At 72.4% G+C, this 14,043-nt stretch carries 13 protein-coding genes; 9 read left to right on the plus strand and 4 right to left on the minus strand.

Features of this window, described 5'->3' with window-relative positions:
* From IM778_RS02020 to IM778_RS02035, 4 genes are read left to right on the plus strand one after another with little or no spacing between them, the layout of a single operon-like run.
* The gene (locus IM778_RS02020; RefSeq protein WP_194410453.1) at positions 1-2,568 is read left to right on the plus strand and encodes a baseplate J/gp47 family protein; all 2,568 of its coding nucleotides are present in this window, start codon (positions 1-3) and stop codon (positions 2,566-2,568) included.
* Positions 2,558-3,475, plus strand: a complete 918-nt coding sequence (locus tag IM778_RS02025) for a phage tail protein (RefSeq protein ID WP_194410454.1) — start codon at positions 2,558-2,560, stop codon at positions 3,473-3,475. The genes IM778_RS02020 and IM778_RS02025 overlap by 11 nt, the downstream gene beginning before the upstream one ends.
* Positions 3,472-3,972, plus strand: a complete 501-nt coding sequence (locus IM778_RS02030) for a hypothetical protein (protein ID WP_194410455.1) — start codon at positions 3,472-3,474, stop codon at positions 3,970-3,972. Before IM778_RS02025 ends, IM778_RS02030 begins: the two co-directional genes overlap by 4 nt.
* Complete coding sequence (locus IM778_RS02035; RefSeq protein ID WP_194410456.1) at positions 3,969-4,175, plus strand: hypothetical protein; 207 nt, start codon at positions 3,969-3,971, stop codon at positions 4,173-4,175. Before IM778_RS02030 ends, IM778_RS02035 begins: the two co-directional genes overlap by 4 nt.
* Before the next feature lie 46 nt (positions 4,176-4,221).
* Here the strand turns inward: IM778_RS02035 and IM778_RS02040 are convergent, their stop codons facing one another.
* Together IM778_RS02040 and IM778_RS02045 are read right to left on the minus strand one after the other, a co-directional pair.
* Positions 4,222-5,058: a hypothetical protein gene (locus IM778_RS02040; protein ID WP_194410457.1), complete on the minus strand. Its 837-nt coding sequence runs from the start codon at positions 5,056-5,058 to the stop codon at positions 4,222-4,224.
* 28 nt (positions 5,059-5,086) lie between these two features.
* Complete coding sequence (locus IM778_RS02045; RefSeq protein WP_194410458.1) at positions 5,087-5,407, minus strand: hypothetical protein; 321 nt, start codon at positions 5,405-5,407, stop codon at positions 5,087-5,089.
* Between the two features lie 96 nt (positions 5,408-5,503).
* On the opposite strand from IM778_RS02045, the gene IM778_RS02050 reads away from it, so the two are divergent.
* Complete coding sequence (locus tag IM778_RS02050) at positions 5,504-6,874, plus strand: D-alanyl-D-alanine carboxypeptidase family protein (protein ID WP_194410459.1); 1,371 nt, start codon at positions 5,504-5,506, stop codon at positions 6,872-6,874.
* 192 nt (positions 6,875-7,066) lie between these two features.
* Here IM778_RS02050 and IM778_RS02055 read toward each other — a convergent pair whose 3' ends face one another.
* Together IM778_RS02055 and IM778_RS02060 are read right to left on the minus strand one after the other, a co-directional pair.
* Entirely contained in the window at positions 7,067-8,407 is a 1,341-nt protein-coding gene (locus IM778_RS02055) for an MFS transporter (protein ID WP_194411680.1), read from the minus strand.
* A 65-nt stretch (positions 8,408-8,472) separates the two neighbouring features.
* Complete coding sequence (locus IM778_RS02060) at positions 8,473-8,937, minus strand: MarR family winged helix-turn-helix transcriptional regulator (RefSeq protein WP_194410460.1); 465 nt, start codon at positions 8,935-8,937, stop codon at positions 8,473-8,475.
* Between the two features lie 146 nt (positions 8,938-9,083).
* Here IM778_RS02060 and IM778_RS02065 point away from each other — a divergent pair, with 146 nt between their 5' ends.
* The 4 genes from IM778_RS02065 to IM778_RS02080 all read left to right on the plus strand — a co-directional run bounded on the left by IM778_RS02065 (position 9,084) and on the right by IM778_RS02080 (position 14,023).
* The gene (locus IM778_RS02065; RefSeq protein ID WP_194410461.1) at positions 9,084-9,935 is read left to right on the plus strand and encodes an alpha/beta fold hydrolase; all 852 of its coding nucleotides are present in this window, start codon (positions 9,084-9,086) and stop codon (positions 9,933-9,935) included.
* Between the two features lie 190 nt (positions 9,936-10,125).
* Complete coding sequence (locus tag IM778_RS02070; protein ID WP_194410462.1) at positions 10,126-11,694, plus strand: glycoside hydrolase family 6 protein; 1,569 nt, start codon at positions 10,126-10,128, stop codon at positions 11,692-11,694.
* A 131-nt stretch (positions 11,695-11,825) separates the two neighbouring features.
* On the plus strand, positions 11,826-12,875 hold the full coding sequence (locus tag IM778_RS02075) for a lipoate-protein ligase LplAB (protein ID WP_194410463.1): 1,050 nt from the start codon (positions 11,826-11,828) through the stop codon (positions 12,873-12,875).
* A 77-nt stretch (positions 12,876-12,952) separates the two neighbouring features.
* Positions 12,953-14,023: a DNA-methyltransferase gene (locus IM778_RS02080; RefSeq protein ID WP_194411681.1), complete on the plus strand. Its 1,071-nt coding sequence runs from the start codon at positions 12,953-12,955 to the stop codon at positions 14,021-14,023.
* The last annotated feature ends 20 nt before the right edge of the window (positions 14,024-14,043 follow it).

The raw sequence follows: 14,043 nt of genomic DNA on the forward strand, positions 1-14,043 counted from the left end.
ATGCCCATGCCGATCCCGAACCTCGACGACCGCGACTTCGACCGGCTCGTATCCGACGCCAAGGCGATGATCGCCGCACGCAGTCCCGAATGGACCGACCTCTCGCCGGGCGACCCGGGCATCACCCTCCTCGAGGTATTCGCGTACCTCACCGACACCCTGCTCTACCGCGTGAACCGGCTGCCCGAGAAGGCCTTCGTGCAGTTTCTCGAACTCATCGGGGTTCGCGTCATGCCGCCGGCCGCGGCATCCGTCGATCTGGAGTTCTCGCTCGCGACGCCCGCCGCGACCGACGTCGTCATCCCGCGCGGCAGCCACGTCTCGACGGCGCGGGCGGATGCCGAGTCCCCCGTCTTCACCACGGTCGAGGATGCCCGCATCGCTGCGGGCGATCGCTCCGCCGTCGTGCGCGCGTACGCAGGCGAGGTCGTCGAGGCGGAGGATCTCGGCGAGGGCACGGGCAAGCCGGGACAGTCGGTGCGGGTCGCCCGACCGCCCATCACCCTGCCGACGGGCGACGTCTTCGATCTCGTCGTCGGGGTGCAGGCCGAACCGGGTGAACTCGGCGACCGGGCCCCCGCCCGCGAGCACCGCGGCGCGACGTACCGCATCTGGACCGAGGTCGAGCACTTCGGCGCTCCGCCCGCCCCCGGTGAGGACGCCCACCGCTACACGGTCGATCGCGCCGAGGGCGTGATCATGTTCGCCCCCGCGGCGCAGCTCGCCCAGCCCGACGGCGCGCTCACCGCCCAGCCCGTCGCGCTCGCCGAGGTGCCCGCCCACGGCCGGCGGATCGTCGCGTGGTACCGCCGCGGCGGCGGCGCGAACGGCAACGTCGCTCCGGGCGCGCTCACGACCCTGAAGGACCCCGTACCAGGCGTGACGGTCACGAACCCCGCGGCTGCGACGGGTGGGCGCGATCGCGAGACGCTCGAGAACGCGATGGTCCGCGGGCCCCAGTCGATCCACACGCTCGACCGCGTCGTCACGGCGCGCGACTACGAGCAGTTCGCGGTGGCCTCCAGCGGCGGGGTGTCGCGTGCGCGAGCCGTGACGAGGGCGGATGCCTGGACCGGCGCGACACCCGGAGAGGTCCAGGTGTACGTGGTCCCGGGTCTTGCCGACCCCGGCAGCGCGGCGGTCGATCGCGCCTCTCTCGACGCCGCGATGACACCACACGTGCTCGACCGGCTGGCGGCCGCGCTGCACGAGCGGCAGCCGATCGGGGCGCGCGTCGGGGTGACCTGGGCCGGGCTCATGCCCATGCGGGTGCACGCCTCGGTCGTGGTGCACCGCGCCGAGGACCGCGCCGCCGTCGAGCGACGCCTGCGCGAGCGGCTCGACCGCATGCTCTCGCCGGTGCCGCTGGAGGGGGCCACCGGCTGGCCGTTCGGCGAGCACCTGCGGGTGGCGCGCGTCTACGACGCCCTGCAGAGCGAGCGCGGCGTGCGGTACGTCTCCGACGTGAAGCTGGTCGTCGAGGAGGTTCCCGGGGTCGTGCCGTCGGTCGTGCGCGATCCGAACCACCCGCGCACCTGGTTCTGCGCGAGCGGCGCGCGCGTGTTCCGCAGCGTCGACGATGCGACGGGCTGGGTCGCCGTCGCCCGCTTCGAGGGCGAGGCTGTGGAGCGCGTCGCCGTGCTGGCCACGGCACCCGGGTGCGTCGTCGCCAGCACACGGCTGGGCGAGACCGAGTCGAGCCTCGTCCGCGCGTCGTTCGACTACGGCGAGACGTGGACGCGCATCGCACAGTTCGAATTCCACGTCGAAGAGGTGGCGCTCGCCGTCATCGAAGGCACGCCGCACGCGTTCCTGGCGACGGACGCGGGACTCTTCCGCCAGCCTCTCGCCGAGGGGGCGGTCGGCGACCGCATCCTCGTGGCCGCCGAGGACGCCGGCATGGGCTTCTACGCGGTCACGACCGTCGTCGACTCGTCGGGGTCGCTGCGGGTGGCGGCCGCCGCCCAGGAGCTGAAGGGCGTCTACCTCTCGCTCGAAGCGGGGCGTCCGGGCACATTCACCCACATCGGGCTCGAAGCCCAGGACATCCGCGTGCTGCGCACGCTCGAACTGGCCAATCGCCGCTTCCTCGTCGCGGGAGCGTACGCGACCGGTCAGGAGGAGGGCGCCGGCGTCTTCCGCGTCGAGCTGATCGGCACCGAACTGGACGCCAAGGGGTGGGAGGCCGCCGGGGCGAAATGGACCGGCGGCAGCTGCCGCGACATCGCCTTCATCGGCGAGACGATCCTCGCGGCCACCGAGCGTGCCGGCATCGCGGTCGCCAACCCGAGGCAGGAGAGCGGAACCTGGCGCACGCCGACCCGCGACTGCGGCCTGCCGCTGCGGGAGTCCGGCGCCTTCCAGGCGCTCTACAGCGTCGCCGCGGGCGACACGGTCCCTCCGCTCGCGCTGGCCGGCGGCCCCGACGGGGTCTTCCGCAGCGGCGACGGCCGCGGCTGGCGCCTGGCGTCGCCGGGGGAGTTCACCGATGAGGTGTCGCTGCCGCCCAACTGGCTGTTCGCGCCGGGCGTCCACGAGATCGAGGTGGAGTACGGCGATGCGGGCTGACCGGATCGCCCGCCTCCTGCCGGACGTGTACCGGCGCGCCATCGTGCCCGGGACTCCGCTCGCGGCACTCGTCGACGTGATGGCGGAGCAGCACGCGCCGGTCGAACAGGCGCTCGCCGATCTGCCGGACTACTTCGACCCGCAGCGCGCGCCCGATCACTTCGTGCCCTTCCTCGCGCACTGGGTCGATCTGGCACGGTGGCTCGACGACGCGTCGGGCGAGTTCGACACGGGCCCGGGGCGCCTGCGCCAGGTCGTCGCCGGCGCGGCGGCTCTGTCGCGGCGCCGGGGAACCGCGCGCGGGCTGCGCGAGGCACTGGAGTGGGCGACGGGTGTTGCGGGCGTGCGGGTCGAAGAGACGGCTCCGGTCCCCACGCCCTCTCCGCACAGCGCTGGTGCGCTGCGCGGAGCCTCCGGGCGCGAGGGCCCGGCCGGGGGCGTGGGCCCGGCCGGGGGCCGGGGGCGCAGGTTCCACGCGAGGGTCGTGCTGCCGCACGCCGCGTCCGCATACGAACCGCTGGTGCGGCGGATCGTGGAGCAGGAGAAGCCCGCGCATGTGACCGTGGAGATCGTGTTCGAGGACGCGACCCCGAGCGGGCCGGACGGCCCGGGGGCGACCGGCGGCACCGAGGCGTCGGAGGTTCCCGAGCCGCCTGAGCCGCCGACCCTGCCGGTCGAGGCGCCTCCGGCTCCGCCCGAGCCCGCCTTCCCAGGGACGGAGCGACTGCCGGTGATCTCCCACGCGCCGGCCGAGCCGCCACCGCTGCCTCCGGGTGCCGCGCTGGCCGAGCCGATCACCGGCGGGCTGCCGCCTTCGCCCGCCGATCCGGCCGACGCTGCGGCATCCGCCCCCACGATCGCGGTGGAGCGGCCGCCGCGCCCCGACGCGGAACCGGCCGGCCGATGAACGTCAAGTTCTTCGTCGTCGTGCTCGTGGCCCTCGTCGTCGCGGCCGTGCTCGTGATCTTCTATGGCGCGGTGCGGCCCCCGGCGACGCCCGACGACGCCCGCGGCGGTGTCGAGGGGCCCCTCGGCTGGCTCGACAGGAGCCGCACGCTGACGTTCGCCGACGTCGCGGATGCGCCGTGCGCGATCGAAGAACTCGAGACGCTCTTCGTGCCGGCGCAGACGGCGTGCGACATCGAGCTGCCGGAGCCGGCGCGTCTCGTGCTCTGCACCGACGCCCCCGACGCGATGATCGTGCGCACGAAGGGGTCGCAGTATCCCGCGCAGGACGTGGACTCCGCAGACCTCTCGTGTACGGAGCCCGAGCCGATTCCCGTCTACGACGACGGCACCGTCCTCACCCTCACGTGCGTCGCGGTCGCGGATGAATGCGTGGTGCGGGTGCTGTCGCCCGAGGACGCGAATTCCGCCAGGGGGAGGACTAGGGTGGCCGCGTGAAGCGAATCTGGCCGTTCGTGGTCGTCGGTGTGATCCTGAGCGCCGTGGGGCTGGTGTGGACGCTGCAGGGTCTGGGCGTGCTGGGCGGGTCGGCGATGAGCGGCTCCGCGCTGTGGGCGATCATCGGCCCGATCGTCCTGGTGGCGGGACTGGTGCTGATCGGGATCGGTATCGCGCGCCGCCGTCGCAGCGGGGCCTCCTGATCAGCTGAAGACCGGAGTCTGTCGGCGGTTCCGGGCAGGCCCCGTGTCACGTGGCGAGCGGGCTGTCGCTCTCGTCGGCCTGGCGCAGCGGCCCGCCCGCCTGGCGGGCGAGGTTCAGCTGCTTGAGGAGCGCGATGATGCCTCCGACGAACAGCAGCAGCGCCCACACCGTCCCGACGATCGCCGTGACGAGGGCCGCCACCGCGTCGGTGATGCTCACGAGGATGATCGGCACGATCGAATGCAGCACCATCGTGACGAACGTCAGCAGCAGGGCGAGCAGGAGGAAGACGACAAGGCGCTTGTTTCCCAGCATCCGTCGCTCGGCCACGACGAGGAAGACGACGGCCGCGAGCTGCAGCACGAGCACGAGCCCGAGTACTGCGGCCGAGGCCCAGATGTCGAAGAAGCCGAAGATCGCCAGATAGGCCAGCGTGCCGAACGGCGCGGCGAGGAAGAGCGTCACCATCGCCGTCAGCGCGACGAACGCGAAGATCGCCATCACGAAGCCGGCGATCGTGGCGACCAGGCCCCCGACGAGGCTCACGATCCCGTTCACGAGCGCGGTCGCGCGGTGGCCGATGAGGGCGGGCAGTGCCATGAGGGCGACGGTGAGGAGCAGCAGGCCGACCGGGAGGACGAGATAGGGGATGCCGAGACCCGGCGGATCCGTCGCCTCGCCGAACGCGCCCTCTTCGCCGAGAGTCGCGAGCTCGTCCGGTCCGATGCCGTCGGGCAGGTCGGCGCCGGGAGAGGTGAGCGCGGCGATGCGCTCGCCGAGCGGCGGCGGCGAGATCGACAGACCCGCACCGACGCACGCGAGGACCGCGAGCAGGATCGCCGCGACGGCGACCCACAGCGCCCAGCGGCGAAGGCTGTCCACGGTCGACGGCCGGCGGTGTCGGCGGGTGTCAGACCGCGATCATGATCGCGCCGATGACGACGCCGACCACGAGGATGGCCGCGGCGACGTACCAGGCCCAGTCCGGAGGGACGAACTTGCCCCCGTACTCGGGCTTGAGCGATCCTCGCGGGCTCGCCGTCGCACCCGCGATGAACGCGACGGCAACCGCCGCGAGGAACGCGATTCCGATGACGATGAACCCGGGCTCCGGGCGCGTGGCGCCGACCACGATGGCCGTGACGCCGGCGGCGAGACCCAGGACGTAGCCCGCGATCGAGAGCACGAGCTTGACAGTGCGGTTGCCGGTGATGGCGGATGTGGTGTTCATGCCTTGAAGAGCCCGCGTGCGGCGCGCGTGATACCGGGCAGGGACTGCGGCGCTCGCGTGTTGCATGATGGACCAGGACTACCGACAGGGCCATCGATGACGACGCACCACTCGCCGGACGATCTCTCCGACTTCGCCGAGCTGATGAGCCACGAGCAGGAGTTCGCCGAGGGGCGCGGGCGGCTTCCTCCAGAGGTGCGGCGTGCCCGTCGCCGACGCGCCGGCATCGTCGTCTCGGTCGTGATCCTCGTGATCCTCGCGACGATCGGCGGCTACACGGGCTGGGCGCTCACCGCCCCGCTGAGTCCGCCCACGGGAACGTGGAGCGCACCGCCGGCGCCGGCACCCGCCGCGGCCGCGATCGCCCTCCCGACCGAAGGTGCGTCGGCCATCAGCATCTCGGGTGCGGACGCCTATCTCGGGGCGGAAGCGAGCGGCATCTGGGCGTCCAGCGGCACGAACGAACCCCGGTCGATCGCGAGCATCAGCAAGCTCATCACGGCGCTCGTCGTCCTGGAGGCGAAGCCGTTGGACGGCGCCGGCGATCCCGGTCCGACGATCACGTTCAGCGAGGCCGACCACGATCTCTACGACGAGTACTACGCGCGCGGGGCCACGATCGCCGAGATGCCCGCCGGCAGCTCGATGTCGCTGCACGACGCGCTCGCCGCGATGCTCATCCCCTCCGCGAGCAACTACGCCGAGGCGGTCTCGACCTGGGCGTACGGCTCGCAGGGCGCGTTCCTCCGCGCGACGCGCGGATGGCTCGGTGCCCACGGCCTCACGGGCACCACGATCGTCGAACCCACCGGCATGGACCTGCGCAACGTCAGCACCCCCGCCGACCTGATCGCGCTCGGGAAGATCGCAGCCGCCCATCCGGTGATCGCGGCGATCACCGGTGCCGCGTCGTTCTCGCACCCGACGATCGGCGTCATGACCAACACCAACAACCTCCTCGGCACCGAGGGGATCACCGGGCTCAAGACCGGCAACCTCGGGGAGGGAAGCTACGGTCTGCTGTACACCGCGATGCTCGGCGTCGGATTGCCGGAGCGGCTCAGCGTGACCGGCGTCATGCTCGGCGGATCCTCACGGCAGTCGCTCGGCAGCGACGTCGTCGAACTGCTGGCCAGCATCCGCGGCGGCTTCCGCCAGGTGCCTCTCGCGAGCACCGGCGACCGGCTCGGCTCGTTCACGACGCCGTGGGGCGAGAGCGCCGAGGTCGCCGTGGCCGACTCCGCGTCGATCTTCACGTGGTCGGACACCCCGATCACGGTCACGGTCGACACGAGGACGCCCGCCGACTATGCCGACGGCGAGGTCATCGGCACGATCACGTGGACGGCGGGGCCGAACACGGCGAGCGCCGACGTCCACATCGTCGGCGACATCGCCCCGCCCACCGAGTGGTGGCGGCTCACGCACCCCGCCGAACTACTGGCCGCGGGCGAGCCGCGATCCTAGGGCGGGGGGCATGAGGCCCGAAGACGCCGCGGTCTACAACGCACGGTCGGACCAGCGGCGCCTCGGGGAGTGGGACCACGCCAGGCTGCGCGAGCCGGCACGCCACCGCCTGTACCGCGCCATCCCGATCGAGTCGTTCGTGCTCGACGACCACGACGAGCGGATCCGGATCCCGGAGCCCTCGGCGAGGGGTCAGGCGGTGCGGCGCTGGCGCGGGTCGTGGTCGACGGGGAGGCGGATCGGGGTCGTGCCGGCGACGGCGTCGCTGAACTCCTCGGGCGGGACCACCGAGAGGGGGCGCGTCTCGTCGATCGTGAGGCGGAAGCGCTTCTGCTCGTGGCGGTGCAGGCGGCCCGAGACGACGAGCCACGTCGCGCCCACCGCGAAGGCGACGAGCGCGGCAGCAGCGCCGAGGAGGATGGCGGCGCGCGGGCCGAACTGGTCGGCGACCCAGCCCACGATGGGCGCGCCGATGGGCGTTCCGCCCATGAGGATCGCCATGTAGAGAGCGAGGACGCGCCCACGCAGCGCGGGGTCGGTCGTGGTCTGCACGTATCCGTTGGCGGTCGTGAGCATCGTCACGACGGCGAATCCGGTGAACATGAGCGTCGCGGCATATGCCCAGTACGACGGCATCGCGGCCGACACCGCGGCGGCGGCGGCGAACAGCAGCGTGCCGCCGATGACGACGCGGATGCGGGCGCGATCGCGCTGCGCCGCCAGCAGCGCGCCGGCGAGCGAGCCGATCGCCAGGATCGAGCTGAGCAGGCCGTAGCCGTCGGCCTCCTGGCCGAACTCGAGCGCCATCGTCGAGGCGAAGATCGGGAAGTTCATGCCGAAGGCGCCCACGAGGAACACCATCGCGAACGTCACGATGAGGTCGGGCCGCCGTGCGACGTAGCGGAACCCGTCGGCCAGCCGCGACGCGCCCGGCGCCCTCACGCGGGGAACGAGCTGGTCGGTGCGGATGAGTATCAGCGCGACGATCATCGCCAGGAACGTCACGCCGTTGACGAGGAACACCCAGCCGGTGCCGACCGCGACGATCACGACGCCGGCGATCGCGGGCCCGATCATGCGGGCGCCGTTGAAGGATGCCGCGTTGAGGGCGACGGCGTTCGAGGCGATCTCGCGTGAGACGAGGTCCGACACGAACGCCTGGCGTGCCGGGTTGTCGAACGCGGCGATGATGCCGAGCGCGAGCGCGAACGCGTACATGATCGGCAGCGTCATGACGCCCAGGAGCAGCAGGATGCCGATCGCGATGCCGAGGAGGAGCAGCAGGGTCTGCGTCACGACGAGCAGTCGCCGTCGCTCGAAGCGGTCGGCGACCCACCCCGTCACGCCGACGAGGAGGAGCGGCGGCGCGAACTGCAGCGCCATGGTGATCCCCATCGCGGCGGCGTCGTTGTCGGTGAGCTCGGTGAGCACGACCCAGCTGAGGGCGGTGGCCTGCATCCACGCGCCGGTGTTCGACACCAGCGCGCCGATGAACCACACCCGGTAGTTGAAGACCGAGAACGACCGGAACATGCCACGGCGTCCGCGACCGGAGGCCCCGCGCGACGTGCCGGCGGCGGGTGGAGGGGACGAGGGGGTCATCGGGCAGCCACCCTCGCCATGATCTCGGCGGCCTCGGCGAGGACCGAACGCTCGTGCGGGGTCAGCTCGGCCAGCGCCGTCTCGACCCACGCGTCGCGGCGCCGCGCCGTCTCGGCGACGACCGCGCGTCCCGCGTCGGTCAGAGAGACCACGACCTTGCGGCCGTCGTTCTCGTCGGCCGATCGGGTGGTGTAGCCCGAGTCCTGCAGGCAGTTGACGGTGCGGTTCATCGACGGGGCCGACACGCGCTCACGGTCGGCGAGCTCGCCCAGGGTGTGCGGACCGTGCGTCCACAGTGCCGCCAGCACGGCGAACTGGCCGTCGCTCATCGAGTCGACGGCGCGCTGCGTGCGCATGCGCCGAGCGAGGCGGAACGTCGCGATCCGCAGCGTCGAGGCGGCCTCCGAGTGATCGGGGGAGTCGTTGCCGGTGTCGTTCGCGGGGTTCTCTGAGGTGCTCATGCAGTTAGTTAGCATAGCTCATTAGCTTCGCTAAAGAAAACGGATGCCGCGACCGCACGTCGCACGGCGGTCGCGGCATCCTCCCCACTCCCCCTCCACGCGTCGCGCAGCCCGGGCGCCCGGGCCCGCGCCATAGACTGCTCCGCATGCCCGAGTTCACGGATGCACACGGCGTCGCGATCTTCTACGACGTCCACCCGGCGCAGACCGAGACTCGTGCGGTGGTGCAGCTGCTGCACGGCGTCGGCGAGCACGCCGGTCGGTACGGCGCGCTCATCCAGGCGCTCACCGCCGACGGGTACACGGTGTACGCGGCCGACCACCGCGGGCACGGGCGCACCGGCATGGGTCACCACGGCGGGGACCTGTCGAAGCTCGGGCGCCCAGGTCCGGGTGGACTCCGCGCAGCGCTGGCTGCGATGAGCCAGCTGACGCGGCAGATCCGGGCGGAGCATCCGGGGTTGCCTCTCGTTTTGCTCGGTCACTCCGGCGGCTCGGTGCTCGCCCAGATGCTGGTCAACGACAACGCCCCGGCCTACGACGGCCTCGTCCTCACCGGCACGGCGCTGCGCCGGCCGGGCTGGATGCGCGCGAGCAATCTCAACAAGCGGTGGGACGCCCCGGGAGCGATGGGGACGGAGTGGCTCTCGAGCGATCTCTCGGTCGGCCGGGCGTTCCTCGACGACCCGCTCACCACCACCGAGGACCCGGTCCGGCTCCTGGGCGTGCGCGACTCGCTCCGCATGTACGGCCTGCCGCGCAAGAACCTCGGTCGCGACATCCCGACCCTGCTCATGGTGGGGCGCGACGACACGGTCGGCGGCCCGCGGAGCGTCCACAAGCTCGCCGACGCCTACCGCACCCGCTCGGGCTTCACCGACGTGACGACGCTGGTGTACCCGGAGGCGCGCCACGAGATCTTCAACGAGGTCATGCAGGCCGACGTGCGCGCCGATCTGCTCGCGTGGCTCGACCGCCGCTTCCCCGAGCGCGACTGACAGCCGCGCGCGCCGCTCGGCCGCCTGCTCGGCCGGAGGCGGCGACCGTGCCGCCCTGACCGTTGACGCGCACGGGTCCGATGCGCCATCCTTTCCACAGCGACCGCCGTGGGAGCGCTCCCATGATCCCACGGCGGTCCTCCCCGGGCGACGGTGCCCGGTGGTCGACGCCGACCGAAGGAGCCCCCGCATGACCCATGAACCCACCCACCGCCGCCGCCGAGCCGCCGCGCTCGGCGGCGCCGTGGTGCTCGCAGCAGTCCTCGCCGCGCCGATCGGCGCGAGCGCGGCGCACGCCGACGACTCCGGACTCGCGGGGTCGGAGCTGTACCTCAACCCCTGGAGCACGACGCTCGAAGCGGCACAGTCCCTCACCGGCCAGGCGCGCGCCGACGCGCAGCTGCTGGGCTCGATCCCCTCGGCCGACTGGTTCACCAGCGGCTCGCCCGCCGAGGTGCAGGCCGCGGTCGACGAGGTCGTCACCGCCGCCGCCGCAGCCGGGCGCATGCCGGTGCTCGTCGCCTACAACCTGCCCTTCCGCGACTGCGCGCAGTACTCCGCCGGCGGCGCGCTCGACACCGCGGCCTACACCGCGTGGATCGACGGTTTCGCGGCGGGCATCGGCGATCGCCCGGCGACGGTGATCCTGGAGCCCGACGGGCTCGGCATCATCCCCCACTACACCACGCTCGACGGCGTCACCGAGTGGTGCCAGCCGGCCGAGATCCCCGCCGAGACCGCGGCCGCGGACCGCTACGTGCAGCTCAACCACGCGGTCGACGCGTTCGGGGCGCTGCCCGCGGCATCCGTCTATCTCGACGGCACGAGCTCTGCCTGGCTGAACGTCGGCGAGATCTCGGACCGGCTGATCAAGGGCGGCGTGGAGCGGGCCGACGGCTTCTTCCTGAACGCCTCGAACTACCAGTTCACGACGAACTCGGTCGTCTACGGCACGTGGGTCTCGCAGTGCATCGCCTACGTCACGCAGGTGACCCCGGGCGGATTCGGGGACTGCGGCAACCAGTACTGGAACGGCGGACCCGCCACGGACTGGCAGGGCGTCGGCATGTCGCCGTACGGCGAGTGGACCGCGGATGCCGCGGACCCGGCGCTGAACACGAGCGGCGTGGATTCGCGCTACGCCCTGATCCTGGGCGACGTCGAGGCGAGCACTCACTTCGTCATCGACACCAGCCGCAACGGCATCGGCCCGTGGCAGTACCCCGTCGGGGCCTTCCCCGAGCACGAGGACTGGTGCAATCCGCCGGACCGGGGCCTGGGCGTGCGCCCCGACACCGACACCGGCGTGCCGCTGGTCGACGCGTACCTGTGGATCAAGGTGCCCGGGGAGTCCGACGGCAAGTGCCATCGCGGCACCGGCGGTCCGCTCGACCCGGCACGCGGGATCGAGGACCCGGCCGCAGGGCAGTGGTTCGTCGAGCAGGCCCGCGAGCTCGTCGAGTTCGCGAACCCCGCCGTCTCGCCGCTCGACTGCCACGTGATGTGGGACGCCGAGGCAGACGGCGACGGCTTCGCGGCGAAGGTGCGGACGTCTGAGGCGGGGAACCTGGCGTTCTTCTTCTCGGGCGACCAGACCGTGCGCAAGGCGACGCGGGGCTCGTTCACCCAGGACGGTGCCGGCGTCACGGTGACCGCCGCGGCGCGACCCGGAAACGCGCCGAGCGCGCTGCTGCACGTGACGGGCGAGCCCGACCTGCCGTGGATCTTCTGGCTGGACGGACGCGCCTGCACGTCCTGACCCACGGTCGTTGAGCGAGCGAGGAGCGAGCGGGACGAAACGCCCCCGGCCTCCGTCGCTCGTCGGTTGCCAGCGTTTCGTCTCGCTTCGCTCGCTCAACGACCGAGTCTCGCGCCCCATAGGCTGAGGGGATGCACGGCGAATACAAGGTACCGGGCGGAAAGCTCGTCGTCGTCGACCTGGAGGAGCGCGACGGGCGCATCGCGGACTTCCACCTCGCAGGGGACTTCTTCCTCGAGCCCGACGACGCGCTGGACGACATCGACGCGGCGGTGAACGGGCTTCCCGTCGAGGCTGACGTCGCCACGATCGCGGCCGCGGTGCGCTCGGCGCTCCCCGACGGCGCGCAGCTGCTCGGGTTCACGCCCGAGGCGGTCGGCACCGCGGTGCGGCGCGCTCTGGTCACGGCACCCGGCTGGCGCGACTTCGACTGGGAGATCGTCCACGAGAAGCCGGTGTCGCCGCGCATGAACCTCGCGCTCGACGAGGTGCTCACGGGGCGCGTCGGCGACGGCCGGCGCCGGCCGACCCTGCGCCTGTGGGAGTGGAACGAGAACGCCGTCGTGATCGGCTCGTTCCAGTCGCTGCGCAACGAGGTCGATCCCGACGGCGCCGCACGGCACGGGTTCGACGTGGTCCGGCGCATCTCGGGCGGCGGGGCCATGCTCATGGCCGCGAACTCGATCGTGACGTATTCGCTGTACGTTCCGGCATCCCTCGTCGCTGGCCTCACGTTCGCGGACTCGTACGCCTTCCTCGACGACTGGGTGCTGCAGGCGCTGCGCGCCCTCGGCATCGAGGCGACCTACCAGCCCCTCAACGACATCGCCTCGCCGCAGGGCAAGATCGGCGGCGCCGCGCAGAAGCGCCTCGCCAACGGCGGCGTGCTGCACCACGCGACCCTCAGCTACGACATGGACGGTCACACGATGACCGAGGTGCTGCGCATCGGCCGCGAGAAGCTCAGCGACAAGGGCACCACCTCGGCGGCCAAGCGCGTCGATCCGCTCCGGCGTCAGACCGGGCTGCCGCGCGAGGCGATCATCGAGAAGCTCAAGGACACGTTCGCGAACCTGTACGGCGCGGTGCCCGGGCACCTGACCGCCGACGAGTACGCCGAGGCCGAGGCGCTCGTCGCGTCGAAGTTCGCGACCGACGCCTGGCTGCGGCGCGTGCCGTGACCGATGCCACGGCCCCCGTGTCCGCGGCCGCTGAGCCCGGGACCACGCCGGCGCCGCCCGGGCTCGGAGCGGTCGAGATCCACGAGGGCGACAACCTCGAGGTCATCCGCGGGCTGCCGGACGAGTCGTTCACCCTGATCTACCTCGACCCGCCGTTCAACACCGGCCGCCCCCAGGAGCGGTCGATCGAGACGGCGCGGTCGCGGCATCCGTCCCCCTCCGCCGCCGCCGTCTCCGCGGCCGCCGCCGCGGCTTCCGCGGCCGCCGGCGTCTCCGCGGCCGCCGGTTCCGCGAGAGTGCAGCTGGCGGACGAGAGTAAGGGTGGTTCCCTCCCCCTGGTCCACCACATGCACTCTCGCGGTGACGGCGGGGACGGCGGGGACGGCGGGGACGGCGGGGACGGCGGGGACGGCGGGGACGGCGGCGGCGGCACGGACGGTGACGGCGGCGGGGACGACGGCGGGGTCGTGCGGCGCGGATTCCACGGGCGGGAGTATGTGCGCATCCGCGGGGACCTGCGCGCGTACGATGACCGGTTCGACGACTACTGGGGGTTCCTCGAGCCGCGGCTGCTCGAGGCCTGGCGGCTGCTCGCCGACGACGGCACCCTCTACCTGCACCTCGACTACCGCGAGGCGCACTACGCGAAGGTGCTGCTCGACGCGCTCGTGGGGCGCGAGAGGTTCCTCAACGAGCTGATCTGGGCGTACGACTACGGCGCCAAGACGCGCAAGCGGTGGCCGACCAAGCACGACACGATCCTGGTGTACGTCAAGAACCCGCAGCGGTACTGGTTCGACTCGGCCGCCGTCGACCGCGAGCCGTACATGGCGCCGGGGCTCGTGACCCCCGAGAAGGCCGAGCGCGGCAAGCTCCCCACCGACGTGTGGTGGCACACGATCGTGCCGACCACCGGACGCGAGAAGACCGGGTACCCCACGCAGAAGCCCGAGGGCATCCTCCGCCGCATCGTGCAGGCCTCGTCGCGGCCGGGCGATCGCGTGCTCGACTTCTTCGCCGGCAGCGGCACCACCGGCGCCGTGGCGTCGGCGCTCGGCCGGAACGCCGTGCTCGTCGACCACAACCCCGAGGCGGTCGCCGTCATGCGCGAACGGATGCCGCACGCCCGGGTCTTCCCGGTGCGCTGAGGTGCCGCGGCGCCGGGCCG

This window comes from Microbacterium cremeum, assembly GCF_015277855.1.
Taxonomy (GTDB): domain Bacteria; phylum Actinomycetota; class Actinomycetes; order Actinomycetales; family Microbacteriaceae; genus Microbacterium; species Microbacterium cremeum.

Excerpts from the sequence above, each read along its gene's own strand:
- IM778_RS02070 (WP_194410462.1), top strand. The coding sequence starts at position 10,126 with ATGACCCATGAACCCACCCACCGCCGCCGCCGAGCCGCCGCGCTCGGC.
- IM778_RS02060 (WP_194410460.1), bottom strand. The coding sequence starts at position 8,937 with ATGAGCACCTCAGAGAACCCCGCGAACGACACCGGCAACGACTCCCCC.
- IM778_RS02045 (WP_194410458.1), bottom strand. The coding sequence starts at position 5,407 with ATGAACACCACATCCGCCATCACCGGCAACCGCACTGTCAAGCTCGTG.
- IM778_RS02050 (WP_194410459.1), top strand. The coding sequence starts at position 5,504 with ATGACGACGCACCACTCGCCGGACGATCTCTCCGACTTCGCCGAGCTG.
- IM778_RS02030 (WP_194410455.1), top strand. The coding sequence starts at position 3,472 with ATGAACGTCAAGTTCTTCGTCGTCGTGCTCGTGGCCCTCGTCGTCGCG.
- IM778_RS02025 (WP_194410454.1), top strand. The coding sequence starts at position 2,558 with ATGCGGGCTGACCGGATCGCCCGCCTCCTGCCGGACGTGTACCGGCGC.
- IM778_RS02055 (WP_194411680.1), bottom strand. The coding sequence starts at position 8,407 with ATGTTCCGGTCGTTCTCGGTCTTCAACTACCGGGTGTGGTTCATCGGC.
- IM778_RS02065 (WP_194410461.1), top strand. The coding sequence starts at position 9,084 with ATGCCCGAGTTCACGGATGCACACGGCGTCGCGATCTTCTACGACGTC.
- IM778_RS02075 (WP_194410463.1), top strand. The coding sequence starts at position 11,826 with ATGCACGGCGAATACAAGGTACCGGGCGGAAAGCTCGTCGTCGTCGAC.
- IM778_RS02020 (WP_194410453.1), top strand. The coding sequence starts at position 1 with ATGCCCATGCCGATCCCGAACCTCGACGACCGCGACTTCGACCGGCTC.